General features: G+C 70.3%; 27 protein-coding genes and 1 riboswitch. Of the genes, 18 read left to right on the forward strand and 9 right to left on the reverse strand.

The annotated features are described in order from the left end of the window. Window positions 1–158: 158 nt before the first annotated feature. Window positions 159–1097, forward strand: coding sequence for a carbohydrate kinase family protein (locus tag HNR67_RS13965; RefSeq protein WP_185010613.1), 939 nt, complete (start codon window positions 159–161; stop codon window positions 1095–1097). Here HNR67_RS13965 and HNR67_RS13970 read toward each other — a convergent pair. Genes HNR67_RS13970 through HNR67_RS13980 form a run of 3 tightly spaced genes read right to left on the reverse strand, consistent with a single transcriptional unit; the run spans window position 1087 to window position 3487 of the window. Beyond that, window positions 1087–2097, reverse strand: coding sequence for a hypothetical protein (locus tag HNR67_RS13970; RefSeq protein WP_185002450.1), 1011 nt, complete (start codon window positions 2095–2097; stop codon window positions 1087–1089). The genes HNR67_RS13965 and HNR67_RS13970 overlap by 11 nt on opposite strands. After that, window positions 2097–2390, reverse strand: a complete 294-nt coding sequence (locus tag HNR67_RS13975; protein WP_312987209.1) for a ubiquitin-like small modifier protein 1 — start codon at window positions 2388–2390, stop codon at window positions 2097–2099. The genes HNR67_RS13970 and HNR67_RS13975 overlap by 1 nt, the downstream gene beginning before the upstream one ends. Continuing rightward, complete coding sequence (locus HNR67_RS13980) at window positions 2387–3487, reverse strand: WD40/YVTN/BNR-like repeat-containing protein (protein ID WP_185002451.1); 1101 nt, start codon at window positions 3485–3487, stop codon at window positions 2387–2389. Before HNR67_RS13980 ends, HNR67_RS13975 begins: the two co-directional genes overlap by 4 nt. A 170-nt stretch (window positions 3488–3657) precedes the next feature. Between HNR67_RS13980 and HNR67_RS13985 the strand changes: the two genes are divergently transcribed. After that, window positions 3658–4329: a TetR/AcrR family transcriptional regulator gene (locus tag HNR67_RS13985; RefSeq protein WP_185002452.1), complete on the forward strand. Its 672-nt coding sequence runs from the start codon at window positions 3658–3660 to the stop codon at window positions 4327–4329. On the opposite strand, the gene asnB is transcribed toward HNR67_RS13985, so the two are convergent. Further along, window positions 4319–6244, reverse strand: a complete 1926-nt coding sequence (asnB, locus tag HNR67_RS13990) for an asparagine synthase (glutamine-hydrolyzing) (protein WP_185002453.1) — start codon at window positions 6242–6244, stop codon at window positions 4319–4321. The genes HNR67_RS13985 and asnB overlap by 11 nt on opposite strands. Window positions 6245–6442: 198 nt before the next feature. On the opposite strand from asnB, the gene ctaC reads away from it, so the two are divergent. Further along, window positions 6443–7369: an aa3-type cytochrome oxidase subunit II gene (ctaC, locus tag HNR67_RS13995; RefSeq protein WP_185002454.1), complete on the forward strand. Its 927-nt coding sequence runs from the start codon at window positions 6443–6445 to the stop codon at window positions 7367–7369. A 40-nt stretch (window positions 7370–7409) separates the two neighbouring features. Further along, window positions 7410–7811: a cytochrome c oxidase subunit 4 gene (locus tag HNR67_RS14000; protein ID WP_185002455.1), complete on the forward strand. Its 402-nt coding sequence runs from the start codon at window positions 7410–7412 to the stop codon at window positions 7809–7811. A 61-nt stretch (window positions 7812–7872) separates the two neighbouring features. Here HNR67_RS14000 and HNR67_RS14005 read toward each other — a convergent pair whose 3' ends face one another. Genes HNR67_RS14005 through HNR67_RS14015 form a run of 3 tightly spaced genes read right to left on the reverse strand, consistent with a single transcriptional unit; the run spans window position 7873 to window position 10145 of the window. Continuing rightward, on the reverse strand, window positions 7873–8580 hold the full coding sequence (locus HNR67_RS14005) for an aminoglycoside N(3)-acetyltransferase (RefSeq protein ID WP_185002456.1): 708 nt from the start codon (window positions 8578–8580) through the stop codon (window positions 7873–7875). Window positions 8581–8633: 53 nt separating this feature from the next. Next, complete coding sequence (gene trpD, locus HNR67_RS14010; RefSeq protein WP_185002457.1) at window positions 8634–9713, reverse strand: anthranilate phosphoribosyltransferase; 1080 nt, start codon at window positions 9711–9713, stop codon at window positions 8634–8636. A 21-nt stretch (window positions 9714–9734) separates the two neighbouring features. Beyond that, a complete protein-coding gene (locus HNR67_RS14015) occupies window positions 9735–10145 on the reverse strand; it encodes a hypothetical protein (RefSeq protein ID WP_185002458.1) in 411 nt (136 codons plus the stop codon). Between the two features lie 176 nt (window positions 10146–10321). Here HNR67_RS14015 and ctaE point away from each other — a divergent pair, with 176 nt between their 5' ends. The 5 genes from ctaE (at window position 10322) to HNR67_RS14040 (ending at window position 15239) form a co-directional block, all read left to right on the forward strand. Further along, entirely contained in the window at window positions 10322–10933 is a 612-nt protein-coding gene (gene ctaE, locus HNR67_RS14020) for an aa3-type cytochrome oxidase subunit III (protein WP_185002459.1), read from the forward strand. Between the two features lie 71 nt (window positions 10934–11004). After that, entirely contained in the window at window positions 11005–11811 is an 807-nt protein-coding gene (gene qcrC, locus HNR67_RS14025; protein WP_185002460.1) for a cytochrome bc1 complex diheme cytochrome c subunit, read from the forward strand. Next, the gene (qcrA, locus tag HNR67_RS14030) at window positions 11808–12935 is read left to right on the forward strand and encodes a cytochrome bc1 complex Rieske iron-sulfur subunit (protein WP_185002461.1); all 1128 of its coding nucleotides are present in this window, start codon (window positions 11808–11810) and stop codon (window positions 12933–12935) included. The genes qcrC and qcrA overlap by 4 nt, the downstream gene beginning before the upstream one ends. Beyond that, a complete protein-coding gene (gene qcrB / locus HNR67_RS14035) occupies window positions 12932–14587 on the forward strand; it encodes a cytochrome bc1 complex cytochrome b subunit (protein WP_185002462.1) in 1656 nt (551 codons plus the stop codon). The genes qcrA and qcrB overlap by 4 nt, the downstream gene beginning before the upstream one ends. A gap of 127 nt (window positions 14588–14714) precedes the next feature. Then, complete coding sequence (locus HNR67_RS14040) at window positions 14715–15239, forward strand: DinB family protein (RefSeq protein WP_185002463.1); 525 nt, start codon at window positions 14715–14717, stop codon at window positions 15237–15239. Here the strand turns inward: HNR67_RS14040 and HNR67_RS44360 are convergent. Further along, window positions 15236–15514 carry an Lrp/AsnC family transcriptional regulator gene (locus tag HNR67_RS44360; protein ID WP_185002464.1) on the reverse strand — a complete coding sequence of 93 codons (279 nt, stop codon included), beginning with the start codon at window positions 15512–15514 and terminating at the stop codon, window positions 15236–15238. The two genes, HNR67_RS14040 and HNR67_RS44360, sit on opposite strands and share 4 nt — an antisense overlap. 207 nt (window positions 15515–15721) lie before the next feature. Between HNR67_RS44360 and HNR67_RS14050 the strand changes: the two genes are divergently transcribed. Then, window positions 15722–16030: a DUF6247 family protein gene (locus tag HNR67_RS14050; protein WP_185002465.1), complete on the forward strand. Its 309-nt coding sequence runs from the start codon at window positions 15722–15724 to the stop codon at window positions 16028–16030. Then, complete coding sequence (locus HNR67_RS14055; RefSeq protein WP_185002466.1) at window positions 16027–16269, forward strand: hypothetical protein; 243 nt, start codon at window positions 16027–16029, stop codon at window positions 16267–16269. Before HNR67_RS14050 ends, HNR67_RS14055 begins: the two co-directional genes overlap by 4 nt. Here HNR67_RS14055 and HNR67_RS14060 read toward each other — a convergent pair. Further along, window positions 16266–17999, reverse strand: a complete 1734-nt coding sequence (locus HNR67_RS14060) for a DEDD exonuclease domain-containing protein (protein ID WP_185002467.1) — start codon at window positions 17997–17999, stop codon at window positions 16266–16268. The genes HNR67_RS14055 and HNR67_RS14060 overlap by 4 nt on opposite strands. 142 nt (window positions 18000–18141) lie before the next feature. Between HNR67_RS14060 and HNR67_RS14065 the strand changes: the two genes are divergently transcribed. The 7 genes from HNR67_RS14065 (at window position 18142) to HNR67_RS14095 (ending at window position 25231) form a co-directional block, all read left to right on the forward strand. Continuing rightward, window positions 18142–19089 carry a hypothetical protein gene (locus HNR67_RS14065; RefSeq protein ID WP_185002468.1) on the forward strand — a complete coding sequence of 316 codons (948 nt, stop codon included), beginning with the start codon at window positions 18142–18144 and terminating at the stop codon, window positions 19087–19089. Further along, a complete protein-coding gene (locus HNR67_RS14070; RefSeq protein ID WP_185002469.1) occupies window positions 19073–19999 on the forward strand; it encodes a hypothetical protein in 927 nt (308 codons plus the stop codon). The genes HNR67_RS14065 and HNR67_RS14070 overlap by 17 nt, the downstream gene beginning before the upstream one ends. A gap of 51 nt (window positions 20000–20050) precedes the next feature. Beyond that, window positions 20051–20908: a hypothetical protein gene (locus HNR67_RS14075; RefSeq protein ID WP_185002470.1), complete on the forward strand. Its 858-nt coding sequence runs from the start codon at window positions 20051–20053 to the stop codon at window positions 20906–20908. 132 nt (window positions 20909–21040) lie between these two features. Next, window positions 21041–21835, forward strand: a complete 795-nt coding sequence (locus tag HNR67_RS14080; protein WP_185002471.1) for a hypothetical protein — start codon at window positions 21041–21043, stop codon at window positions 21833–21835. A gap of 62 nt (window positions 21836–21897) precedes the next feature. Further along, entirely contained in the window at window positions 21898–22785 is an 888-nt protein-coding gene (locus HNR67_RS14085; RefSeq protein WP_185002472.1) for a hypothetical protein, read from the forward strand. 133 nt (window positions 22786–22918) lie between these two features. Then, window positions 22919–23779, forward strand: a complete 861-nt coding sequence (locus HNR67_RS14090) for a hypothetical protein (RefSeq protein ID WP_185002473.1) — start codon at window positions 22919–22921, stop codon at window positions 23777–23779. Between the two features lie 78 nt (window positions 23780–23857). Then, complete coding sequence (locus HNR67_RS14095) at window positions 23858–25231, forward strand: NYN domain-containing protein (protein WP_407645128.1); 1374 nt, start codon at window positions 23858–23860, stop codon at window positions 25229–25231. 302 nt (window positions 25232–25533) lie between these two features. Further along, a riboswitch (cyclic di-AMP (ydaO/yuaA leader) is annotated at window positions 25534–25685 on the forward strand. Window positions 25686–25699 lie beyond the last annotated feature (14 nt).

A 25699-nucleotide genomic window follows, 5' to 3' on the forward strand; every position in this document is an offset into this window, starting at 1 on the left:
GAACCGTGGATTGATGTGCGACAGCCTTACCACCAAGTAGTCTTCGCTCCCGGCTGTCTGCGACCGGAACGGGTGACGATGGCCTACCAGCAGTCGTCTCATAGGGAGCGCAGTACGTGCCTGTCGCTGTGACTGGAAGCATCGCCACCGACCACCTGATGCACTTCCCGGGCCGGTTCACCGACCAACTGGTCGCCGACCGCCTGGACCGGGTGTCGCTGAGCTTCCTGGTGGATGACCTCATCGTGCGCCGGGGCGGCATCGCCGCCAACATCGCCTTCGGCATGGGCGTGCTCGGCTACTCGCCGGTGCTGATCGGCGCGGTTGGCGCCGACTTCGCCGACTACCGCTCCTGGCTGGAGCGCCACGGCGTCGACTGCTCGGGCGTGCACACCTCGGAGGTGAAGCACACCGCCCGGTTCGTCTGCACCACCGACGACGACATGAACCAGATCGCCTCCTTCTACGCGGGCGCGATGGCCGAGGCCCGCAACATCGAGCTGGCCCCGATCATGGACAAGGTCGGCGGCCTGGAGCTGGTGCTGGTCAGCCCGAACGACCCCGAGGCCATGCTGCGGCACTCCGAGGAGTCGCGGCAGCGGGGCATCCCGTTCGCCGCCGACCCCTCCCAGCAGCTGGCCCGGATGGACGGTGACCAGGCCAAGCAGCTCGTCGAGGGCGCGAAGTACCTGTTCACCAACGACTACGAGCTGCAGCTGCTGCTGCAGAAGACCGGCTGGTCCGAGGAGGAGATCCTGGACCACGTCGACCTGCGGATCACCACCCTTGGCGAGAAGGGCGTTGAGCTGGTCGGCAAGGGCCTGGCCGCGCCGCTGCACGTGCCAGCGGTGCCGGAGACGCACAAGGCCGACCCGACCGGCATCGGCGACGGCTTCCGCGCCGGTTTCCTCTCCGGCATCGCCGCCGGCCTGCCGCTGGAGCGCGCCGCCCAGCTCGGCTCGCTGATCGCGGTGCTGGTGCTGGAGGTCGACGGCCCGCAGGAGTGGGTGCTGGACCGCGAGGTCGCGCTCACCCGCCTGGCCGAGGCCTACGGCGCCGAGGCGTCCGCGGAGATCGCCAAGGCGCTCAAGAACTAGCCAGCACCACCTCCCGCATCTCGGCCAGCCGAGGGAGGAACGCTTCGGTCCGGCCGATCTGCCTGCGCAGGTCGGCCGGACCTGTTTGACCGAGATCGGCCATCAACTCCGTGAATGCGGGGTCGTCGTCCCTGCCGAGCGCGATGAGGCAGCGGGCGTAGGTGGCGACCAGCCAGAACATCGCCTCCCGGTGCTCGCCGGCGGCCAGCAGCTCGTGCGCGCCGTCGATGGCCACCGGCCTGGCCTGCGGGCTGAGATCGCCCGCGAAGAAGTCCGGGCTGGTCGCGGCGGCCGGTCCGGCCTCGTCGAAGATCGCGGTGAGCGCCGCCAGGTGCCCGCGGACCTGGTCCGGGCTGAGGTGCGCGCAGCCCAGCACGGCCAGCAGTTCCTCCTGCCAGTCCGGCTGACCCAGCTCGGTGAGCAGGGCCTTGGTCGCGGCGTAGCGGCGGCGCACGGTCGGGTTGCGCTGGGCCGCGACCAGCAGCACGTGCGTGCTGACGCCGGTGGCGAACAGCCAGCGGGTGACCTGCCATGGCCATGGCTGTGGGGTCTGCGCGGCCATCAGCCCGGTGCGGATGCGGGTCTCGGCGTGCGCGCAGCGGCGGCGGATCCACCGCGGCGCGCTGAAATCCCTGGCCACCGCCTCCTGCAGCGCGGTGAGCCTGCCGGTGGGATCGGCCAGGATGGTGTTGGTGCGCAGCCCGCCGGCCAGGTGGTAGTCCGACAGCACCGCCTTCGGCGAGGACAGCTCGGCCCAGCTCAGGTAGGTGGGTTCGAGCAGCAGGCCGTCCCGGCGGAACTTGCCGGGTCTGGCCGGGGCCGGACTGGCGGCGGTGACCAGCATGATGTCCAGGTCCGAGGTCGCGGGCAGCACGGCCTCGGCGCCCAGCCAGGCGGCCGAGCCCGCGAGGTAGGCGCCGCCGAAGCCGGGGTCACCGGTGGCGTGCTCGGCGACCCAGCCCGCGGCGGTGGCCCTGGCGGCGGCGACGGTGACCGGCATCAGCCGCCCGCCACCGAGGGGATGACCTGGATCTCCGCGCCCGAGGGCAGCTGGGTGTCCGGGCCGCCCAGCCGACGGCATTCCTCGCCGTTGACGTAGAAGTTCACGTACCGGCGCAGCGTGCCCTGCTCGGTGCGCAGCCTGCGGTCCAGCGCCGGGTGGTCGGCGGCCAGCAGGTCCAGCGCGGCACCGAGGGTCGCGCCGGCCGGCAGGTCGAGGTCCAGCCGGGACGCGCCGCCCGCGGCGGGCCGCAGCACGCCCGGCAGCAGCACGGTGACCCGCACCGGGCTCACCGCCTGATCACCGCCGCGCGCACGCTGAGCACGTCCGGCAGGTGCTCGATGATCCGCTGCCAGCTGGCGCCCTCGTCCCGGCTGGCGTAGACCTCGCCGGAGCGGGAGCCGAAGTAGACCCCCGGCACGCTCGCGTCGTCCACGCACAGCGCGTCCCGCAGCACCGTGGTCCAGAAGTTCTCCTGCGGCAGGCCCTTGGTCAGCGCGGTCCAGTGCGCGCCGGAGTCCTCGCTGCGGAAGACCCGGCAGGCCCCCTCCGGCGGGAACCGGTTGCTGTCGGCGGTGAGCGGGAAGCCGTAGACCACCTCGGGCCGGTGCGGGTGCACCGCGATCGGGAAGCCGAAATCGCTGGGCAGGCCCTCGGCGATGGAGATCCAGTGCGCGCCGCCGTCCTCGCTGCGGTACACGCCGTGGTGGTTCTGCAGGAACATCCGGTCCGGGTCGGCCGGGTTCTGCGCGATCTTGTGCACGCACTGGCCGAACTCGGGGTCAGGGTCGGGCAGGAAGTATGCCTTGATGCCGGAGTTGCTGGGCGCCCAGTTCGTGCCGCCGTCCTCGGTGCGGTAGACCCCGCCGGTGGACATGGCCACGGTGACCCGTTCCCGGTCGGTGGGGTGCGGCAGGATCGTGTGCACCGCCTGCCCGCCGTAGCCCGCTCCCCACTGCTCCCGGTGCGGGTGGTCCCACAGCCCGCGCACCATGTCGTAGGTGCGCCCGCCGTCGGTGGAACGGAACAACGCCGAGGGCTGGGTGCCCGCGTAGACCACCTCGGGCTGATCGGCCGGTCCGGCGGCGAGCTGCCAGACCCGCTGCAGCTCCGCGCCGGTGTCGGCGGGGAAGGCCACCGGGGCGTGGTCCGGCTCCTGCCAGCTCGCGCCCAGGTCGTCGCTGGTGGCCACGCTCGGGCCGAAGTGCTCGCTGGCCACACCGGCCAGCAGCCGGGGTGTCCCGCGCCGGGTGTCCACGGCCACCGCGTAGACCTCGGTCATCGCGTGGTGCGGCCCGGACCAGGTCCAGTCCGCCCGGTCGTGTTCGCTGGTGGCCAGCCACAGACCCTTGCGAGTCCCCACGGCCAGCAGCACCTGTTCCTCAGGCACGGCGTCCTCCGAGTGATGTGGGTCACTTGACGGATCGCAGGCTACGCGGGGTCCCCGACATTTTCCCGTTCGAACAGCCGTCCGGGCAGGTCGACGGCGGTGCCGCTGCCCGAGGTGGGGCCGGAGTTGAACTATGTGCAAGTGGCTGACGGGTGTCCTATCGTGAGCCCATGCCGCGGGACACGCTGACCAGGGAACAGATCGTCAAGGCCGCGGTCGGGCTGCTGGACGCGGACGGGCTCGAGGGCTTCAACATGCGTGCGCTCGGCAAGTGGCTCGGCTCGGCGGCCACCGCGATGTACTGGCACGTGGGCAGCAAGGAGAACCTGATCGCGCTGGCCGGGGACGAGATCTGGCAGGAGATCGCACTGCCCGATCCGGACCGGACCGGCTGGCGGGCGGCCGCGGAACAGCTGGCCACCGGCCTGTACGCGATGCTCGGCAGGCATCCCTGGCTGGTGCAGGCATTCGGCGCGCACCTGATGCACGGGCCGGGCAAGGCCCGCTACGACGAGTGCGGCCTGACCGTCTACGAGACCGCCGGGTTCACCGGCGCGCTGGCCGACCAGGCCGCCGCCGCGGTCTTCACCTACGTGCTGGGCAACGCACTCGGCCCGGCCGCCACCGCCTCGCTGACCAGGAAGCTCAGCCGGGACGGCGGTGACGCCGAGGAGCAGTTGCGGGAGGTCATGGCCAGGGCGCACGAGGCCGCGGCGCCGTTCCCCCGGCTGCGGGCCCGGCTGGGGGTGGCCGCCACGGACTACGCGGCGGCCCCCGAGCACACCTTCGAGTTCGGCCTCCAGGCCGTGCTGGACGGCCTGGAGGCGCGGCTCAGAGCTTGACCGGGTAGTGCGGCTCCGGCACGTGCACCGCGATCCGGCGCTCCACGAAGATCCCGTGCCAGAGCATGAACACCAGCAGCGCCCAGATCCGGCGGCTGTGGTCCAGCAGGCCGGAGCGGTGCTCCTCCAGGATGCGCAGCACCGCGTTCTTGTTGATCAGGTCGTCGGTGAGCGACTGGTGCACGATGTCGCGGGCCCAGTCGTGCATCTCGTCCTTGAGCCAGTGCCGCACCGGGACCGGGAAGCCCAGCTTGCGCCGGTTGAGCACGTGCGCCGGGACGATCCCGCGCATGGCCTGGCGCAGCGCGTACTTGGTGGTCTCCTTGGTGATCTTCTGGTCCTGCGGGATGCGCGCGGCCACCCGGAAGACCTCCGGGTCCAGGAACGGCACCCGCAGTTCCAGCGAGTTGGCCATGGTCATCTTGTCCGCCTTGACCAGGATGTCCCCACGCAGCCAGGTGAACAGGTCGATGTGCTGCATCCGGGTCACCGGGTCCCAGGCCAGCGAGTCCCGGTACCAGCGCGCGGTCACGTCGGTGTGCGAGATGCGCGGGTCGTGCGTGCGCAGCACCTGCTGGATCTGGTCGTCCCGGAAGATCCGCGCGTTGCCGTAGTAGCGCTCCTCCAGGGTCAGCGCGCCGCGGCGGAGCAGGTCCTTGCCGCGCACGCCCTCCGGGATCCGGCTGGAGACCTTGCCCATGACCGAGCGCAGCGCGCCGGGCACCTTCTCGAACGGGGCCAGCGAGAGCGGTTCGCGGTAGATCGTGTACCCGCCGAACAGCTCGTCCGCGCCCTCGCCGGAGAGCACCACCTTCACGTGCTGGCGGGCCTCGCGGGCGATGAACCACAGCGGCACCAGCGCCGGGTCGGCCACCGGATCGTCCAGGTACCAGGTGATCAGCGGCAGGGCCTGCATCATCTCCTGCGCGGTGACCGTGCGGACCACGTGCTTGACCCCGATCGCGGCCGCGGACTCCGCGGCCACGTCCACCTCGGAGTAGCCGGTGCGCTCGAACCCGGTGGTGAAGGTGATCAGGTCCGGGTTGTGCTCCTTGGCCAGCGCGGCGATCGCGGTGGAGTCGATGCCGCCGGAGAGGAAGGCGCCGACGGTCACGTCGGCGCGCATGTGCTTGGCCACCGAATCGCGCATGACCCCGGCGATGTCCCGGTAGAGCTGGCCGGCCTCGGTGCTGGTGGTGATCGGCCGCGGGGCGAAGGTCGGCTGGAAGTACCGCTCGGTGACCACCTGGCCGCCGGGGGAGACGGTGAAGGAGGTGCCGGACTCGATCCGCCGGATCGTGGTGTGCAGCGTCTCCGGCTCCGGCACGTACTGCAGGATCAGGTAGTGCTGCAGCGCGGCCTGGTCCAGCTTGGGCGAAAGGCCCAGCGTGGGCGCCAGGTCGAGCAGGCTCTTCTTCTCACTGGCGAAGGCCACCCCGCCCGGACCGGCGGCGTAGAACAGCGGCTTGATGCCGAACGGGTCCCTGGCGCCGAAGATCACCCGCTTCTCCGCGTCCCAGATCAGGAAGGCGAACATGCCGCGCAGCTTGCCGACCATGGACGGGCCGAGGTGGTGGTAGGCGGCCACGATGGCCTCGGTGTCGCCGTCGGTGGCGAACTCCGCGCCGTAGCTGTCGCGCAGTTCGGCGCGCAGTTCGAGGTAGTTGTAGATCTCGCCGTTGAACAGGATCGTGTAGCGGCCCTGCGCGTAGTGCAGCGGCTGGTGGGAACGCTCCACGTCGATGATCGACAGCCGGTTGAAGCCGAAGACCACGTCGTTGTTGTGCCAGGTGTCACTCTCGTCGGGACCGCGGTGGCGCTGGCACTGCAGCGCCCTCGCGACGCTGCCGACCGCCGTGCCGATGTTCGCGTTGTTGTTCTGGGCGGAACACACCAGTCCAAGCAGGCCGCACACGTGTCTCGGACACCTTCCATCTCGACGACGTCGGCGCCCAGTATGCCCGCCGACACGCGCCCCTCCGGTTCACCCCGAACGGGTAGCCAGGCTAGTGCTGGGCTAGAGTCCCGAACTGATTGCGACGGCAGGTCGATCGCGCTGGTGCGCGGGTGGGCCGTGACCGTTTTCCAGCCTGTCACGAGGAGGCAGCGAGCAGTGGGCCGCAAGGAGGGCAACCGGGCAGCGCGGCTGGCCAAGGTCACCGGCCTGGTCAGCCTGGTGGGCGTCGCGGCCAGTGGCTGCTCCGTCGACGAGGTGCTGCGTTTTGGCTGGCCGCAGGGGGTAACCCCGCAGGCGGAGGCCATGCGTCAGTTGTGGACGTGGTCTGTGATCGCCGCGCTGGTCGTCGGCGTGATCGTGTGGGCGCTGATCTTCTGGTCGATCATCTTCCACCGGAAGAAGTCCGAGGAGTTCCCGCGCCAGTTCCAGTACAACGGGCCGCTGGAGTTCGTGCTCATCGGGCTTCCGATGATCATCATCGTGGTGTTGTTCGTCTTCTCCACCCAGGCCCAGAACGTGGTCACGGCCAAGGACAAGACGCCGGATGTGAACGTCAAGGTCTGGGCCTTCCAGTGGAACTGGGAGTTCGAGTACCAGGACTTCAAGACCCCGGACGGCACCACCGTGCGCACCACCGGCTCGAGTACCGAGATCCCGTTGCTGGTGCTGCCGGCGAACAAGGAGATCCGCTACACGATCGAGTCCAAGGACGTCATCCACTCGTTCTTCGTCCCGGCGTTCCACTTCAAGCGGGACACCATCCCGTACCCGGAGAAGAACAGCCAGGACAACGTCTTCCAGAACTCCATCGACCGGGAAGGCGCCTTCGTCGGCCGGTGCGCCGAGCTGTGCGGCACCTACCACGCGGTGATGAACTTCGAGGTGCGGGCGCTCCAGCCGCAGGTCTTCGACCGGTACATGCAGCTGCGGGTGAAGCTGAACCCGAGCACCGGCAAGACCTACACCGCCGCCGAGGCCCTCACCGAGCTGAAGTGCGGCGAGATGTGCGCCCCGCAGGCGGTCACCACCAAGCCGTTCGACACCAGCCGTACCTCCCGCAAGCCCTCCGGCGGGGACCGGTGAGGAGCCTGGTGAGCAGCGCAGAACTGGAGTTGAGGTAATCATGAAGGTCGAAGCGCGGATCTTCGAGTTCATCACGGCCTTCTGCTTCGTGGCCGCGATCGTCTACGGGTTCTGGGCCAGGGAGCCGGTCGGCACGGTGGGGCTGGTCCTCTCCGGTGGCCTGACCCTGCTCTGCGGCACCTACTTCCGGTTCATCGCCCGCCGGATCGACCCGCGGCCCGAGGACGAGGACGACGCCGAGATCGCCGACGGCGCCGGTGAGCTGGGCTTCTTCAGCCCTGGCAGCTACTGGCCGGTCGGCATGGCCGCCGCGGCCGCCTTCACCGGTGTGGCACTGGCCTTCTTCCACATCTGGCTGATCGCACTCGGCCTGCTGGCCGTGCTGATCATGGTGGGTGGGCTGCTGTTCGAGTACCACACCGCGGCGCCCAGCCACGACTGAGGTTTTCCGCATCGCCGACGGCGGGCGTTCCCTTCCCGGGGACGCCCGCCGTTGTCGTTGATCAGGCGGCGAGCAGCTCGGTGAGGCGGGGGACCGCGAAGTCCACCAGGGCCCGCGCGGGCAGCAGGCGGCACTCGGCGGCGCCCACCCGGAACGGGTGAACGCCGTGCCGGTGCTCGAACTCCGCGCCCAGCGTGGGGAAGAACCGGCCGTTGTCGTCGGCCACGTCCATGGCCTCGCCCCACACCCGCTCACCCTCGACGAGCAGCGGGAACCGGCGCAGTTTGAGCCGCGGCGCGGGGGTGCGGGTCTCCACGTGGTGCAGGAAGCTGTCGCGGTCGTGCCCGACGCCGATGAGCAGGATGCGCGCGTCCAGGTCGTAGAGCCTGCCGAAGGGCGAGTCGGCCGACAGCGCGAAGGACAGCGGCTGGTGCGCCACGATGTCCGCCGCGTGCGCGCCGACCGCGGCCACCGACGCCTGGGGATGACTGCTGCGCAGCGCGCCGGGGCTGGTGCGGATGGCCTCGGCCAGCGCGCCCATCGGCGAGGGCAGATCGGGGTGGAACAGCGGCACCGCGGCGCGTTCGGCACGCACCCGCTCGTCCGGGACACCCGCTCCCGGGGCCGGATCGGCCACCTGGGGCGTGAACGCGGGTCCGGCCAGGGTTCCGGTGCCGCCGAGGGCCTGGCGCAGGGAGGCGAGCACGGTGGCCGCGCCGCCGGGCACCTGGCCGAGGCTGGACAGCGCGGCGTGCGCGATCACCGTCATGCCCTCGGCGATCCCGGCCCGCCGCCAGGCGGCGAGCAGGCCGGGTCCGTCGATCAGGACAGCTCCGCTTTGAGCTTCCGGGTCAGGGTGACCCAGCGGGCCAGCAGGTCCGCCGCCGCGCCGGAGTCGATCGCCGCGGTCACCACGCCCAGTGCGTCCCGCAGGTCGGCGAGCAGGTCGCCGCTGGGGCCGCGATGGGCCACCACCGCGCCCGCGGCGTTGAGCAGCACCGCGTCCCGGATCGCGCCCTGGTCACCGGCCAGCAGCCTGCGGACGGCCTCGGCGTTGACCGCGGCGTCGCCGCCGAGCAGCGCGGCCGGGTCGCTGACCGGGATGCCCAGCTCGGTCGGGTCCAGGGTCTGGCGGTCCACCTCGCCCTCGTGCACCAGCCAGACCGTGCTGGTCGTGGTGGTGGTCAGCTCGTCGAGACCGTCGTCGCCGCGGACCACCAGCACCGAGGAGCCTCGGCCCGCGAAGACCTGGGCCATCAGCGGGGCGGCCTTGGGGTCGGCGCAGCCGATCAGCGCGGCCGGCGGCTGGGCCGGGTTGGTCAGCGGGCCCAGCAGGTTGAACGTGGTCGGGATGCCGATCTCGCGGCGGGCCGGGGCGGCGTGCCGCATGGCCGGGTGGAACACCGGGGCGAAGCAGAAGCCGATGCCGGCCTCGGCCACGCTGCGCCGCACGCCCTCCGGCGGCAGGTCGATGACCACGCCCAGGGCCTCCAGCACGTCGGCGGTGCCGCACTTGGAGGAGGCGGCCCGGTTGCCGTGCTTGACCACCGGCACCCCGGCGGCCGCGGTGACCAGGGAGGCCATCGTGGAGATGTTCACCGTGCCGGAGCGGTCGCCGCCGGTGCCCACGATGTCCACCGCGGGCACCTCGATCTCCACCCGGCGGGCGTAGGCCAGCATGCCCTCGGCCATGCCGGCCACCTCGGCGGCGGTCTCGCCCTTGGCGCGCAGCGCGACCACCAGGGCCACCGTCTGCGCGACGGTGGCCGCGCCGGACATCACCTGGCCCATCGCCCAGGCCAGGTCCGCGGTGTCGCAGTCGATCCGGTTGACCAGGCGGCCCAGCAGGTCCGGCCAGGTCGGCTCGACGGGAGTGCTCGGGTCAGGCGTCGCGTCGCTCATCGATCGCACCGCCCGTCCCGCTCAGCCCTGGGCCGCGGGCAGCCGCTGGGAACGCAGCACCTCGGCCACGGTCTCGGCGGCGGCCAGCGGGTCCAGCGGGTGCACGATCACCGCGTCCGCCTGGGACCAGGTGGCCAGCCACCGGTCGTCCTTGCGCCGCACCGCGACCACGATCGGCGGGCAGTGCGTGATCTCGTTCTTGAGCTGCCTGGACAGCCCCATGCCACCGGTGGGCTGGGCCTCGCCGTCCAGGATGGCCAGGTCGACGCCGCCGGAGTCGGCCTCCACCAGCACCTCGGCGATGGTGCCCGCCTCGACGTAGCGCAGCTTGGGCAGATCAGGCGCTGGCTTGCGGCCGACCGCGCTGATGATCGCCTCGCGCACCTCGTCGCGGTGGCTGAACACCAGGACGGTCAGGGTCTCGTTGCTCATCACGGGTCCTCTTCGGCAGGTCGTTCGGGCAGTTGGATGCTATAGCCCGGCCCGGCGAGCGCGGCCTTCACCCTGTCGGCGGATCCTCGCGCGCGGTGCGCGCGGGGGTGTGGGACAGGACACGATCGGGAACTCGGCCGGACCCGGCCCAGCGAGCGTTGGAGCCGCAGGACATAATGCGTCGCGTGACAACTGCTGCGCCCTCCATCGGCCAACGGGTGCACTCGCTGAACCGCCCGAACATGGTCAGCGTGGGCACCATCGTCTGGCTGTCCAGCGAGCTGATGTTCTTCGCTGGTCTCTTCGCCATGTTCTTCACGGTGAAGGCCCAGAACACGGGGAAGTGGCCACCGGATCCGACCGAGCTGAACCTGCCGTACGCCCTGGTCTTCACGACCATCCTGGTGGCGTCCTCGTTCACCTGTCAGATGGGTGTCTTCGCCGCCGAGCGCGGTGACGTGTTCGGTCTCCGACGGTGGTACACGCTCACCCTGATCATGGGGACGATCTTCGTCGGCGGTCAGATCGGCGAGTACTACACGCTGGTCACCGGGCACCACACCACCATCGCGTCCTCGGCCTACGGCACGGTCTTCTACCTGACCACCGGGTTCCACGGTCTGCACGTGGTCGGCGGCCTGATCGCCTTCGTGTTCCTGATCTGGCGTACCAAGCTCAGCAAGTTCACGCCGGCCCAGGCCACCGCGGCGATCGTCGTGTCGTACTACTGGCACTTCGTCGACATCGTCTGGATCGGGCTGTTCGCCGTCATCTACCTCGTTCCCTGACGAGACGACTTCTTCCCGAAGCTCCCACCCAAGGCGTACGCCCGAATTCGACTGCAAGGGTTGCCGCACTGATGACCACCAACAACGATCGGGCCAGGAAGCGGGCCAAGTTCAGGCGCCGCCTGTCCGGCCTGCTCGCCCTCGGCATCGCGCTTGTCGGCGCGGGTGCGCTCTACGCCGGGTTCCTGCCCGAGCCGCAGACCGCGCAGGCCCAGTCGGATCCCACCAAGATCCGGCAGGGCGAGCAGCTCTACAACACCGCCTGCATCACCTGCCACGGTGCGAACCTGCAGGGTGAGCAGGACCGCGGGCCCAGCCTGATCGGTGTCGGCGAGGCCGCGGTGTACTTCCAGGTCTCCTCCGGCCGGATGCCGATGGCCCGCCAGGAGGCGCAGGCCGCGCGCAAGCCCGCCAAGTTCAACTCCGAGGAGATCGACGCCCTCGGCGCGTTCATCCAGTCCAAGGGCGGCGGCCCGACCCTGCCGCAGGAGTCCGGCAAGGAGCTGCGCGGGGAGAACTCCGCCCGCGGCGGTGAGCTGTTCCGGCTCAACTGCGCCTCCTGCCACAACTTCACCGGCCGTGGCGGCGCGCTGTCCTCCGGCAAGTTCGCGCCCGCGCTGGACGGGGTGTCCGAGGAGCAGATCTACGCCGCGATGCTCACCGGCCCGCAGAACATGCCGAAGTTCTCCGACCGGCAGCTCTCGCCGCAGGAGAAGAAGGACATCGTGGCCTACGTCAAGTCGGTCACCGACGGCAACAACAACCCGGGCGGCCACCCGCTGGGCGGATTCGGCCCGGCCACCGAGGGCCTGGTCGCCTGGATCATCGGTCTCGCCGCGCTGATCGGTGTGACCGTGTGGATCGGGAGCAGGGCATGAGCGACTCGCACGAGAAGAAGACACCCAGCGACGCCGAACTGGCCGAGCTGAGCCGCGACGAGCTGGTCACCCTCGGCCTGGCCGCCGACGGGGTCGTGCTCAAGCACCGGGACCCGCACTTCCCGGTGCCGGGCACCAGGGCCGAGCGCCGCACCGAGCGCGCGGTGGCCTCCTGGTTCGGCCTCGGCGCGCTGGCCGGTCTCGCCTTCCTCGGCGTGTACATCTTCTGGCCCTCGCACTACATCGCGCCGGATCAGCCGGGCAGCTTCTGGTACGACCTCTACACCCCGATGGTTGGCCTGACCCTGGGTCTGTCCATCCTCGGCATCGGCGTTGGCGTCATCGCCTACGCCAAGCGGCTGCTGCCGCACGAGGTCGCGGTGCAGGACCGGCACGACGGCGGGTCGAGTGAGTTCGACAAGGAGACCACGGTCGCGCTGCTGGCCGACTCCGGCGCCAAGGCCGAGATCGGCCGCCGGTCGCTGATCCGGCGCAGCCTGCTCGGCGCGGGCACCGTGTTCGGCCTTGGCGTCGGCGTCTTCGCCATCGGCGGCCTGGTCCGCAACCCGAAGGCCTACGACGAGGACGGCGCGCTGGCCACCAGCGGCTGGAAGAAGAAGGACGCCAAGGAGAAGGTCTTCCTGCGGCGCGACACCGGCAACCCGCACGATGTCGTGCTGGTCCGCCCGGAGGACGTCGAGGCCGGTGGCTTCGAGACCGTCTTCCCGTTCCGCGAGTCCGAGCGCGGCGACAACCACGCGCTGCTCAAGGCACTGCGCCGGTCGGACAACCCGGTCATGCTGATCCGGCTGCGCCCCGGCCAGCCGGTGACCAAGCGCAAGGGCCAGGCGGACTTCAACTTCGGCGACCTGTACGCCTACTCGAAGGTCTGCACCCACCTGGGCTGCCCGACCTCGCTGTTCGAGCAGCAGACCGGCCGCCTGCTCTGCCCGTGCCACCAGTCGCAGTTCGACGTCTTCACCTACGCCAAGCCGATCTTCGGCCCAGCGACCCGCTCGCTGCCGCAGCTGCCCATCACGGTGGACCCGGAGACGGGTTTCCTGGTGGCCCGCGGTGACTTCATCGAGCCGGTGGGCCCGGCCTACTGGGAGCGTAAGTCATGAGTTCGATCACCACGCCGACCAAGCAGGCGAACCCGGCGGCCAGGGCGGCCGGCGGCGCGGCCAAGTGGGCCGACGACCGCTACCACGTCGCGGGCGGGCTGCGCAGGCAGATCAACAAGGTCTTCCCGACGCACTGGTCGTTCATGCTCGGTGAGATCGCGCTGTACAGCTTCATCGTGTTGCTGCTCTCCGGTGTCTACCTCGCGCTGTTCTTCGACCCCTCGATGGAGGAGGTCCAGTACGCCGGGGTGTTCACCAACCTCAAGGACGTGTGGATGTCGCGGGCCTTCGAGTCCGCGCTGAACATCTCCTTCGAGGTGCGCGGCGGCCTGTTCGCCCGGCAGGTGCACCACTGGGCGGCGCTGCTGTTCATGGCCTCGATCGTGGCGCACATGTTCCGGGTGTTCTTCACCGGCGCGTTCCGCCGCCCGCGCGAGGTCAACTGGATCATCGGCATCCTGCTGTTCGTGCTGGGCATGTTCGAGGGCTTCACCGGCTACTCGCTGCCTGACGACCTGCTCTCCGGTGTCGGCCTGCGGATCGCCTCCGCGCTGATCCTGACCATCCCGGTGCTGGGCACCTGGGTGCACTGGGCGCTCTTCGGCGGGGAGTTCCCCGGCACGGACATCATCCCCAGGCTCTACACGGTGCACATCCTGCTGCTGCCGGGCATCATCCTCGGCCTGGTCGCGGTGCACCTGGCGCTGGTCTGGTACCAGAAGCACACCCAGTTCCCCGGTGTCGGCCGCACCGAGAGCAACGTGGTCGGCGTCCGGATCATGCCGGTGTTCGCGGCCAAGGGCGGCGGCTTCTTCGCCGTCACCGTGGGCGTCATCGCGCTGATGGGCGGGCTCCTGCAGATCAACCCGATCTGGAACTTCGGGCCGTACAACGCCGCGCAGGTCTCCGCCGGCAGCCAGCCCGACTGGTACATGGCCTGGACGGACGGCCTGGTCCGGTTGTGGCCTGCCTGGGAGATCTACATCTTCGGGCACACCATCCCGGCCTCGTTCTTCCCGTTCATGGGCAGTATCGGGTTCTGCGTCACCCTGGCGATCCTCTACCCGTGGATCGAGCGCAAGATGACCAAGGACGACGCGCACCACAACCTGCTGCAGCGGCCGAGGGACGTGCCGGTCCGCACCAGCCTCGGCGCGATGGCCATCACCTTCTTCATGGTGATGATGCTGTCCGGCTTCAACGACATCATCGCGTGGCAGTTCACCATCTCGCTGAACGCGATGACCTGGGCAGGCCGGATCGGGCTGATCATCCTGCCGCCGATCGCCTACATCCTCACCTACCGGCTTTGCCTCGGCGCCCAGCGGCACGACCGCGAGGTGCTGGAGCACGGGGTGGAGACCGGCATCATCAAGCGGCTGCCGCACGGTGAGTTCATCGAGATCCACCAGCCGCTCGGCCCGGTGGACGACCACGGCCACCCGGTGCCCCTGGCCTACCAGGGCGCCTCGGTGCCGAAGAAGATGAACGCGCTGGGCGCGGCAGGCGAGCCGGTGGCCGGCAGCCTGCTCAGCCCGGACCCGGTGGAGGAGACCGTCGCACTCAAGCGCGCCAAGCACGAGGGCGAGCTGCGCGGCGGCGACAACACCAGGGAGCTGACCGCGGGCAAGCCCGCGGAGCCCAAGGAGTAAGCGAGAAACACGAAGGCGCGGCCCGCGAGCACTGTTCGCGGGCCGCGCCTTTTTCTTGTCCTAATTCTCGTGTGCTGACGGCGAACTAGGACCTCCCCTGTCCTCTTAGCCCAATACCGTCCCGTTCATGACGACCGAGCGCACCCAGACCCTGGCCATGCTGGCCGAAGCCCGCGAATCCCTGCTGATCACCCTGCGCGACCTGACCGACGAGCAGGCGGGCACCCGGACCACGGTGAGCGAGCTGACCCTCGGCGGCGTGCTCCGCCACCTGAGCACGGCCGAGCGCGTGCTCACCCGGATCCTGCTGACCGCGGACGGCGTAGAGCCCGAGGGCATGTACGACATGGACCAGTACAAGATGCCGACCGACCGGACCCTGGATGAGCTGCGCGCGGAGTACCTGGCCGCCGCCAAGATCACCGACACGGCCTTCGCCACCGTCGACCTGGACAGCATGGTCCTGCTCCCGCAGAACCCGTGGTCCCCGCCGGAACCCCAGTACTGGTCGGCCCGCCAGATCCTGTTGCACCTGTTCCGCGAGACCGCGCAGCACGCGGGTCACGCCGACATCATCCGCGAGTCCCTGGACGGGGCCAGCACCACTGAGCAGCTGGGCGCGGCGGCGCAGGCCCAGCCGAGCGGCGACTAGTCGACGCCGATGTTGAACGCGGCCTCGGTGTCGGCCTTGGAGTAGGAGCGGAACGCGATGTGCGTGTCCGTGTTGAGCACCCCGGCCACCTTGCCGATCCGGCCGGGCACCAGCTCCGCCAGATCCTCGTGCCGGGACACCTGGACCACCGCGATCAGGTCCACGTCACCGGCACAGGAGTAGACCTCCAGCACACCCTCGAAGTCGGCGATGGTCTGCGCGGCCTCCGGGATGCTCGCGGCGTCGGACTGGATCAGCACGATGGCCTTGATCACGGTGTGCTCCTTGGGCGCTGAGGTGGTGGACCGATCGTAGCCAGCGGGTTTTCCACCGCGCGGGGTGGCCGGACCCGATCGGGTGGCGGGGACTGGGTTGACCCTGTGGCAAGGGGGAAACTGGGGAAGGGCGGGGAGGCCGGGGGAGGGCCGGTGGGACAGGCGGCAGTGGGGTGGGCGGCAGTGGGACGGGCAGGGGAGCGGGCGATGAGGCTGGGACCGGGGCATCCGGACTGGGTGGATGTGGCCAAGACGGGGCCTGCGGTGTGGGCGGCGCTGGACGGCGAGGCCCGTTCCAGGTTCGAGGAGCTGTTCCGCGCGGCACTGGCCCAGGCCGCCGAGGATTTTGACCTCGCCCCGGTGCAGGAGGTCGTGCACGCCTGGTGGCCGATGGCCATCCTCGGGGTCAACCCGGACCCGGAGGTGGAAGCGGAGATCAAGCGGTTCCGGGACAGCGGCGAGGACTTCTCCCTGTTGCCGCCGCCGATCCGCGATGAGGACGAGGCCCGGCCGTGAGGTACGAGGTCATCCTGGCCGAGGTCGCGCAGCGCACCTTCGACAGCATGCCGTCGTCCGGGCAGCAGGCGTTCACCGCGAAGCGTCGTCGGCTGGCGGTCGCGCCGGAGCAGGAAGGCACCTGGAGTCCCAAGACCCATCGGTGGACCACACACATGGGGCCGCACGGGGTGATCGAGTACACCGTGCACGGCTCGGTGGTCCGGGTGGTGGTCTGGCGGATCCAGTTCTACGGCTAATCCGCCCCCGCGTACCCCTGCCGCCCAGCCTCCGCCCGCTCCAGCCACTCCCGCCACCGGGCCGCCCCCCTGGCAGGCGAGCGCCACGGCTCCGCCACCCGCACCAGCCGCGTCCCCGGTTGCTCCACCCAGCGCAGGATCACCCTGACCTCCTCCGCGGGCGCCCCGAACAGCGGGCCCGCCCCCAGCAGCACCGTCTCCGCGCCCAGTACCAGCGCCTCCACCACCGGCATCGGCGCCACCCCGCGCCGGGCGCCGCCCGCGGAGGCCAGGCGTCCGTGCCGCACGATCGCGAACTGCCAGCCGCCGCTGCCGTCCGGGCGGGCCGCGATGAACTCCGGGATCGCCGCCAACGCCGTCAGCCGCTGGCCGCGGTCCAGGCCCTTGAGCAGGCCCGCGATCCGGTCTCGGTGCAGGCCTGCCTGCTCGAAGCGTTCGGTGGTGGCGAAGGTGCCGAGTTGGTCCAGGAGCAGGCGGACGGGGTTGTCGTCGTGGCCGGCGACCAGGGCGCGCAGGGCCTCGACGGCGGGGGCGTAGTCGGCGGGGGACTGGTGGCCCGCGCAGGGGGCGGCGCAGCGGTCGAGGTCGGCCAGGACGCAGGGGCGGCCCTGGGGGTTGCGGGCGGGGATGCGCTGGTTGCACTGGCGCAGCGGGATGGCCTCGTGGATGGCCTCCACGGCGAGGGTGGCGGTGTTTCGGCTGGTGAAGGGGCCTAGGGCACCTTCCCTCGGGGTGGTGACCACGGAGAGGCGGGGGAAGGGTTCGTCGGTGAGGGTGATCCACCAGGCGCGGTGCGGCTGGGTGGAGCGACGGTTGTACCGGGGGCGGTGCGCGGCGAGCAGGCGCAGTTCGCGGACCGCGGCTTCCAGCGGGTGGGCGCATTCGACGTGGTCGACGCGGACGGCGAAGGCGACCATGTCCCTGACCCTGGCCCTGGTCTCACCGGCGGTGAAGTACTGGCCGACGCGGCGGCGCAGGTTGGTGGCGGTGCCGACGTAGAGCACCTCCTCGCTGGGCCCGCGGAACAGGTACACGCCCGGCCGTTCGGGCAGGCCGCCGGCCAGGCCGCGTTTGCCGCGCTGGGCCGCGGTCACCTCGGGCAGGTAGCCGAGCAGTTCCTCCAGTGAGTGCACGCCAAGCGGGCCGACCCGCTCCAGCAGCGCGTGCAGCACGTCCACGGTGGCCTTGGCATCGTCGAGGGCCCGGTGGTTGGGGGTGACCGCGGCGCCGAAGAGGGCGGCCAGCGCGGAGAGCCGGCAACTGGGGGCCTCCTCGCGGGAGAGCACCCGGCGGGCCAGCCGGACCGTGCACAGCACCTGCAGCTTCGGCCACTCGTAGCCGAGCTGCGCGCTGGCCGCTTTGAGGAAGCCGATGTCGAAGGGCGCGTTGTGCGCCACCAGCACCGTCTTGGCGTCCCCGGTGGCGAACTCCAGGAAGGCGGGCAGCACCTCGGCCAGCTTGGGCGCGTCACGCACCATGGCCTCGGTGATGCCGGTCAGCGCGACCACCTCCGGCGGGATGCCGCGCTCCGGGTCGACCAGGGTGCCGAACTCGCCGAGCAGCTGCCCGCCGCGGATCTTCACCGCGCCGAACTCGGTGATCGTGTCCGTGCCGGGCCGCCCGCCGGTGGTCTCCAGGTCCAGCACGACGAAGGTCACCTCGTGCAGTGGGGTGCCCAACTGCTCGAGGCTGAGCTGCACTGGGATGGCCCTCGGGCGGTCCTGATTCATCGTCTTGAAGGTAGGTCAGGGCACCGACAGTTCCGGCGGCAGAAACGGTGTCGGGGTCAACTTCTCTGCCTGGTGCCTGCTCAAGATCCATTGTTATGTTCCGGCACATTGGCCGTGGTGGGATGATCCGGAGGTCTGGGTAGTGGGCAGGCGCGACGAGCAGACACTGGCGCGGATAGGCCGCACCCTGGCCGCGGGTGAACGACCTGACAGCTGGCAGGACAACCGCGTCTCCTACGCCGAGAACCTGCGCGCCGAGATGGAGATCCTGGACAAGACCGCGGGCGCCTACTGGCACACCATCGGCTGCACCCCGGCCGAGGCCAGGCTGGTCGAGCCACTGGTGCTGCACTTCCACTCCCTGGTCTTCCAGGGCGAGCGCGGCTACGCGGCGGCCAGGGCCGAGGGGTCCAGCCGGATCACCGACCACAGCTGGAAGATCCGCCTGCAGGACCTGCTCAAGAACCACAACGTCTATGACAGCCGCATCCAGGCCACGCTGGACGACCTTGAGCGCTACCACGTGCTGGAAGGCCAGGTCCTGCTCGGCGAGCTGCCGCTGACCGAGGCCGTCCTGGAGGAGATCGCGTTCCTGCGCTCCTCGGACCTGCACGTGATGGTCCGGGTGATCGACCGGCTCAAGGGCCGCACCCCGGACGAGGAGTTCTACCAGCTGGTCAAGACCTCAACGGCGTTGTTCGACCTCGACCAGGACCTCGACTCCCACCAGCGGGGCAGTGCCGGGGACAGCCACAAGACCCTGCGCCTCTACCTCCGGCTGCACGGCGCCGAGCAGGCAGGCCGGCAGCTCCGGGAGCTGCGCAACCGGATCGCGGCCAAGGGCCTGGCGCAGTTCGGCAAGGCCGGCAAGCCCGCGCTGGTGCGCTACCTGACCAGCACCCCGCTGGTGAACCTGAACCTGCCGGTGCTGCCGGAGCTGCTCGGCCTGCTGCCGCACCGGGTGCTGGCCACGGTGGCCACCTCGGTCTTCAGGTTCGAGGGATTCGGCGCGCGGGAGATCTCCAAGCCGATCGCGCAGCCGATCGCTGAACTGGACCAGCGGAAGGAAGACCGTGTCCTCTCGTCGTGAGCGGCAGTCCCTGGAGCGCATCCGGGCGACGATCTACAACCAGCCCAAACACGCCACCTGGCGTCAGTCCGGCGTGCCGTACGCGGCCACCCTCAAGGGCACCTCGGTGCTGAAGTTCAAGGGCGGGGACATCTACCGCCGCCTGCTGGGGTGCAGCCGGGCCGAGTACGACCTGCTGCAGCCGCTGGTCGTGCAGTGGCTCGCGCTGGTCTACCAGGGCGATGAGATCTACGAGGACGCCCAGGCCAGCGGCCAGTCCAGCGCCGAAGGCGGCTGGAAGCAGCGGATGCGCGACGTCGCCGAGGGCCACGGCCTCTACGAGCCCGCCATCGGCAAGGAGATCGAGGAGCTGGAGCGCTACTACGTCCTGGAAGGGCAGATCCTGCTCGGCGAGGTAGAGCTGACCGATGAGGTGCTCGCCGACGTCCTGCGGATCCGCTCCAGCGACTTCTTCGGCCTGCTGCATGTGGTGTTCCGGGCCCGCGGCGAGCGCTGCACGCCGGACTACGAGGCGCTGCTGCGTTCGCTGTGGCTGCTCGGTGAGATCAACGACGACCTCACCTCCTACGCCGAGGACGTGGCAGGCAACAGCTTCAACACCCTGCGCCTGATGGTGTGGCGGCACGGGGCGGGCGGCGCGATCGCCGGGCTGCGCGCGTTGCAGAACAAGGCGATCGCCGACCTGCTCGGCGGCCTCCGCACCGCGGGCCGGGACGCGCTGGTGCGGATGGTCAGCGGCAGTGAGGTGCTGCCGCTGGAGCACGCCGCCGGGGTGCTGCGCCTGCTGCCCACCGGGGTGCTGCGCGCGCTGGCCGGCACGCTGCTGAAGATCGAGATGGACATGATCCGCAAGATTCCGGTGCCAGCCCCGATCGCGGAGTCCGGGCCGCTGGTCGCCGCCACCTCCTGACCCGGCGGCGCCGAGGGCACCAGCACACACCTGAGAACGGGGAGAACGATCGTGACCGAGGCGGCGGTGCAGCGGCTCAAGGCGCGGATGGTTCCGGCGGAGCCGCCTGCGGCCTGGCAGGGACTGGACATCAGCTACCGGGACAGCCTGCGGGCCAACCGCGCGCTGCGGTGGGACAACTGGGGCGCGCGGTACGCGCTCGGCTTCACCAGGGCCGAGTTCGACGTCATCCGCCCGTTCGTCCGGCACTACATCGCACTGGCCTACCAGGCCGAGGCCGACCCGTCGCTGGTCGGCGAGCTGTCCGCGCTGGCCGACAGCTACGGCCTGCTCGACGAGCAGGTCAGGGCCGGGCTGGCCGATCTCGGCCATGCCCTGCTGACCAGGGACCGGATCCGGCGTGGCGAGCTGGCGGTGGACGAGCAGGTCGTCACCGAGCTGACCAGGGACCGGATCGCCGACCACCGGGTGCTCAACCGGCTGCTCTACCTGCTGCGGGACCAGCCGGTCGACGAGGAGCACCTGGCCCTGCTGGATCCGTGGCTGCGCCTGCAGGACCTGCGTGCCGACCTGGCGAACTACGCGGAGGACATCGCCTGGGACCGGTTCAACCTGCTCCGGCTCTTCGTCCAGGGCCACGGGCACAGCCAGGCCACGCACAAGCTGCGCGCCTACCGGTCCGCGCTGCTGCGCCAGGCGCTGGGCAGGCTGCCGGGCGCGAGCACCCCGGCGTTGCGCAAGCTGCTCCTGGCCGGCCTGCCCGACCTGGGCCTGGAACTGACCGCGGCGGTGGTGTCGAAGCTGCCGAGGGCGGTGCTGCTGCCGCTGCTGACCTCGCTCGGGCGCACCGGGGAGCTGGCCACCGCGCCGGTACCCGCACCGTTGCCCGAAAGTGCCAATTCTCGATAGAAATAGCCGAAGACCCCGGCAGTTCTGCGGTTACCGGGATGCCAACAGTTTCCTCAGGTTCCGCTGACTGCCGGGCCAGCAGCCGCCCTTGCTGCTAGCTTCGCCCCCAGTCCGTGTGGCGAGGAGGAGTCGTTGTCCAGGTGGGGAAACAAACCGCTGACGAATGTCCGGGATAATGTGTACGGGCGTTCGGCGCCGGAGTTCTGGGAACAGAGCAGTGTCAGCTACCGGGACAAGGTGACCTCGACCGCCCGGCTCTTCTCCTGTGGCGGGCTGCGGTACTGGGAACTGCTGGGGGCTTCCAGGGCGGAGATCCGGCTCATCCAGCCGCTGGCCTATCACTACCTCGCGCTGTGCGCCCAGGCCCGCCGCCTGGAAACCGCGGACGGCTCCTGGAAGAAGGAGATCGAGACCTTCTTCAAGAGCTACGGGGTCTATGACACCGATGTGCAGAAGGGCCTCTACGACCTCGAGCACGCGCACACGCTGACCGCCTCGCTGCGGGCCGGCCTGGTCGAGCCGACCGAGTCCCTGCTGACCGAGCTGGCCCGGCTGCGCGCCGGTGAGCTGCTGGCCCTGGTCAAGGTCATCAGCACCCTGTGCGGCAGGCCGCTGTCCACCTTCGCCCTCGGCGCCTACGAGGCCGCGGTGCGGCTGGCCCAGCTCGACGGCGACCTCGCCGACTACGCCAAGGACGTGGCGGCGGGCCGGTACAACCACTACCACGCGCTGCTGGCCATCGCGGGCGCCCAGCAGGTCGGGGCCAGGGTGCGTGAGCAGCGCCAGGATCTGCTCACCGAGGCGGAGAACCGGTTGCGCGGCGGGCGGATCCGCCTGCGCGGGCACCGCGAGCTGCGTACCTGGCTGGCCCGCAGGCAGGAACTGCCCGCGCTGCCGCAGCCGATCATCGCGGTCGTCCCCGCCTGACCCCGTTGTCGGGGCAAGCGTTTACCTACCTATCGACCCACGACTGACCTGGGGTATTCGTCATGGTGCAATCGACAGCCACCGCTGAGGAGTTGCGCGAGCGCATCCTCGGCCCCGACGGTCCCGAGACGTGGACCTCGAGCCGGGTCTCCTACCTGGAATCGCTCAAGGCCAGCCGGGTGATGTTCCTCGAGGGCTACGACTCGATGCTGCGCATGATCGGCGTCAACGAGGACACCGCCAAGGTGTTCGAGCCACTGGTGATCCACTTCCTGGCCCTGGTCTACCAGGCCGACCTCGCCTACGAGGAGGCGCAGCTCAACGGCGACTTCGAGGTCGATCTGAGCTGGCGGCGGGACATGGAGGAGCTGCTGGAGAGCTATGGCCTGCTCGATGAGCGGGGCCGGGAACGCCTTGACGACCTGCAGCGCTACTTCGAGCTGGAGGGCCAGCTGCTGCTGGGCGAGGTCGAGGTCACCGAGGAGTCGGTCTACGAGGTGCTCTCCATCCGCTCCTCCGACATCGCGCTGGTCACCCCGCTGATGCTCAACCTGCTCGGCACCGATCCCCGGGTGGTCGAGGAGATGGTCCAGGTCTGCAAGCCGCTGTACATGCTGTGGGAGATCGCCGACGACGTGCCCTCCTACGCCAAGGACATCGCCGCGGGCAGCTACAGCACGATCCGGATGTACGCGCGCATCTTCGGCGCCGAGCGGGGCCGGGTGAAGCTGGAGGAGTTCCGCTCCCGGCTGGTCGAGCGGGCCTGTGTGGAGATCGATCGGATCAGCGTGACCACGATGCTGATGGTGCTCGCCTCCGCGGTCCCGGACTGGCTGCTGCCGGTGCTGCGCAGGCTGCCGCGCCCGGTGCTGGCGCGGATCCTCAAGACCGTGGCCCGCCAGGACAAGCAGGGCAGGCCGGAACTGCCGGTTCTCATTGACGAGAAATGACATTTCGCTGTAATTCGATGTTTCCGCAAGCACTTCTGCTGGCATTTATGTGAATTCGCCGACGTGGCCGAGGTGAGATTTTCGAATTCTATCCTGGATTCGCATTGGAAGGCGAACTCGGGAGGAATCGGACATGTCGGATTACTGGCAGGAACATCACATCAGCTACCAGATGAACGCGCGGGCGCACAGGTTCCTGGACTACCTCAACGGCTTCAACCTCAGGTTCGGCCACTACACCGCCGCCGAGGCGGCCAGGGTGCGGCCGTTGATGGTCCAGTACTACGGCCTGATGTACAAGGGTGACTTCTTGTACGAACAGGCCCAGCGGATGGGCAGCTCGACCATCACCGACCACTCGTGGAAGCACGAGATGATCGAGCTGATCAAGGGTTATGACGCCTGGGACGGCGGAGTGGCGCACGTGGTGGACGAGCTGGAGCGGTACTACGTCCTGGAAGGCCGGATCATGCTCGGCGAGGTCGAGCTGACCCAGGAGGTCTTCGCCGAGGTCTGCGACATCCGGTCGCTGGTGGTCAACGGGTTGACCAGGGTGCTCAACAACATCAAGGGCGTGCCGACCGACGACGGGCTGTTCCACGTGCTGCGCCCGCTGGCCGCCTTCCTGGACATGATCGACGACTTCGAGTCCTATGCCGAGGACGTGGCCGAGGACTGCTTCAGCTCGCTGCGGTTGCTGGTCCGGATGCACGGGGTGGACCAGGCCAGGGTCAAGGCCCGGGAATACCTGTCGGGGCAGCTGGCCGAGGCCGTGGCGCGGATCCGCCGGGCGCCCCGGCACACCGTGCTCGGCGTCTACCAGGTGCTGCTGCTGGACAAGGAGAACGTGGCGCCGGTGCGCGCGGTTCTGCGGGCACTGCCGACCAGGGTGCTGGCCGCGCTGGCGGAGAAGCTGGTGCGCCTGTACTTCGCCATGCCCGCCGAGATCCCGGCCCCGGTGGCCGAGCGGACCCCGGTCCCGGCCCTGGCGTGATCAGCTTGTTGTGCAAGCGTCGCCGAGCGTGACGGTGGCTGCGCGCCAGGGGCGCTGACGACGGCTAACCTTATCCGGGTGTTCCCGTTGCCCGCGCAGACCAGCCACGACCGGCCGGAACCCGATCCGGGTCCGTCCGCTGTGGACGGTGCGCCGCCGCCGGAGCCCGAGGTGGAGTTCGACGCTCTGCCCGAGGCCGTCCGCGCGCGACTCGCCGAGTTGTCCGCCGAGGCGCTGGGCACCATGCCCCAGCTCGACATCCCGCAGCCACTGCGGCCGGTGGCCCGGTTCGCCCCGGCCAAGCGGGCGAAGCTGGGCACCGGTCCGCTGCTGGCCGCGCTGCGGGATTCGGCGGTCTTCCGCAACGCGGTGGTGCAGTGGTGCCGGGAGCACCGGCCCAGCACCCTGGAGCTGGCCCCCGGTGATCCGGTGGCCACCGCGGCCGCGGCCGTGCTGCTGGCCGATCCGGCCGCGCCACTGCACGTGGAGCTGGTCGCCCGGCGCTCGGTGGACGCCCAGCTGCGCTCCGAACGCGACGCCGGCGTGTCCCGGATCGAGCGCCTGGAGGCCGAACTGGCCAGGATGCGCGCCGAACTGGACGAGGCCAGGGGCGCGGCCGAGCGGGTCCGGCAGGAGGGCGAGGCCGAACTGGACCGGCTGCGCAAACGCCTCCGCGAGCAGGGCGTGAAACTGCGTCAGGCCAAGGACGAGGCCGAGGCGGCCAGGACCGCGCTGACCAAGGGACACGGCGAGACCGAGGCGGTGGTCGCCGCGATCACCGCCGAACGGGACAAGGAACGCGAACGCGCCGACACCGAGCGGGTCAAGGCCGGTCGCGCGCTGGCCGAGGCCGAGGTGGCCAGGCAGTCCGCCAGGGAGGCCCGCCAGGCCGACGAGGTCCGGCTCGGCCTGCTGGTGGACACCCTGGCCGGCGCGGTCACCGGCCTGCGCCGGGAACTCGCCCTCGGCGGCAGTGGGCCGCGGCCGGCCGACACCGTGCGCGGGGCCACCCCGGCCACCGGCGCGGTCGGCCGGGTGGAGGATCCGGCCGCACTGGACCGGCTGCTGGCGCTGCCCACCGTGCACCTGGTGGTGGACGGCTACAACGTCACCAAGACCGGCTACCCCGAGCTGACCCTCTCCGAGCAGCGGGACCGGCTGGTGCACCAGCTCGCGGTGCTGGCCGCGCGCACCGGGGCCGAGGTCACGCTGGTCTTCGACGGCGCCGGCGTGGTCGCGGTGCCCACCTCGGCGCCGCGCGGGGTGCGGGTGCTCTTCAGCGATCCCGGCGTGCTCGCCGACGACGTGATCAGGGCCCTGGTCACCGCCGAGCCGGAGGGTCGCCCGGTGGTCGTGGTGACCTCCGACCGCGCGGTGGCCGATTCCATCCGCCGCCGGGGCGCGCACCCGGTGCCCTCGGCGGTGTTGCTGGCCAGGTTGGGCCGGGTGTGAGCGCGCACATACGCGGTTGGCGTGTGGCGCTCGTCACTTTTCTCGGGTGAACCGGGTTGCAACCAGGAACGGACCGTGTCGGTGGGTATTGACAGTTGATCTCTAGGGAACGGCAACACCGCAGGTCGCGCTGAATATGGTGAGTGATTACACAGCGCTGTTGTGTCGCTGGGTAACTAGTCCGATCGGGCGGCCGGGTCACGGCCGAACATCGGCCGCCCCGCGGCGGTGGACTGGGGGCCTCACTACTCGTAACCTGTCCGAGATCTCGCGGCGGACCGTCGTCCAACCGAGGGCGACACCGCGAGACACCGCCGAATCGGCTTGTCGGGGGCCGAACCGGGGACCCAGGCAGTTGGGGTGAATCGGGCGGGCCTGTACCTGGGCGCCGCGCGTAGGGCGACTTCGGGCCCGAACCCGTCAGCTAACCCGGTAAGCGGTAGCGAGCACGAAGGAGTAGTACGCCAC

It is taken from the genome of Crossiella cryophila, from assembly GCF_014204915.1.
Taxonomy (GTDB): Bacteria; Actinomycetota; Actinomycetes; order Mycobacteriales; family Pseudonocardiaceae; genus Crossiella; species Crossiella cryophila.

What these genes read in the sequence shown, in the direction of transcription:
- qcrC (WP_185002460.1), top strand. Translation starts at nt 11,005, where the DNA reads ATGACCACCAACAACGATCGGGCCAGGAAGCGGGCCAAGTTCAGGCGC.
- HNR67_RS13965 (WP_185010613.1), top strand. Translation starts at nt 159, where the DNA reads ATGCACTTCCCGGGCCGGTTCACCGACCAACTGGTCGCCGACCGCCTG.
- HNR67_RS14085 (WP_185002472.1), top strand. Translation starts at nt 21,898, where the DNA reads ATGGTGCAATCGACAGCCACCGCTGAGGAGTTGCGCGAGCGCATCCTC.
- HNR67_RS14000 (WP_185002455.1), top strand. Translation starts at nt 7,410, where the DNA reads ATGAAGGTCGAAGCGCGGATCTTCGAGTTCATCACGGCCTTCTGCTTC.
- qcrA (WP_185002461.1), top strand. Translation starts at nt 11,808, where the DNA reads ATGAGCGACTCGCACGAGAAGAAGACACCCAGCGACGCCGAACTGGCC.
- qcrB (WP_185002462.1), top strand. Translation starts at nt 12,932, where the DNA reads ATGAGTTCGATCACCACGCCGACCAAGCAGGCGAACCCGGCGGCCAGG.
- HNR67_RS14090 (WP_185002473.1), top strand. Translation starts at nt 22,919, where the DNA reads ATGTCGGATTACTGGCAGGAACATCACATCAGCTACCAGATGAACGCG.
- HNR67_RS14005 (WP_185002456.1), bottom strand. Translation starts at nt 8,580, where the DNA reads ATGACGGTGATCGCGCACGCCGCGCTGTCCAGCCTCGGCCAGGTGCCC.
- HNR67_RS14040 (WP_185002463.1), top strand. Translation starts at nt 14,715, where the DNA reads ATGACGACCGAGCGCACCCAGACCCTGGCCATGCTGGCCGAAGCCCGC.
- HNR67_RS14060 (WP_185002467.1), bottom strand. Translation starts at nt 17,999, where the DNA reads ATGAATCAGGACCGCCCGAGGGCCATCCCAGTGCAGCTCAGCCTCGAG.
- HNR67_RS13970 (WP_185002450.1), bottom strand. Translation starts at nt 2,097, where the DNA reads ATGCCGGTCACCGTCGCCGCCGCCAGGGCCACCGCCGCGGGCTGGGTC.
- trpD (WP_185002457.1), bottom strand. Translation starts at nt 9,713, where the DNA reads ATGAGCGACGCGACGCCTGACCCGAGCACTCCCGTCGAGCCGACCTGG.
- HNR67_RS14015 (WP_185002458.1), bottom strand. Translation starts at nt 10,145, where the DNA reads ATGAGCAACGAGACCCTGACCGTCCTGGTGTTCAGCCACCGCGACGAG.
- HNR67_RS14050 (WP_185002465.1), top strand. Translation starts at nt 15,722, where the DNA reads ATGAGGCTGGGACCGGGGCATCCGGACTGGGTGGATGTGGCCAAGACG.
- HNR67_RS13985 (WP_185002452.1), top strand. Translation starts at nt 3,658, where the DNA reads ATGCCGCGGGACACGCTGACCAGGGAACAGATCGTCAAGGCCGCGGTC.
- ctaE (WP_185002459.1), top strand. Translation starts at nt 10,322, where the DNA reads ATGCGTCGCGTGACAACTGCTGCGCCCTCCATCGGCCAACGGGTGCAC.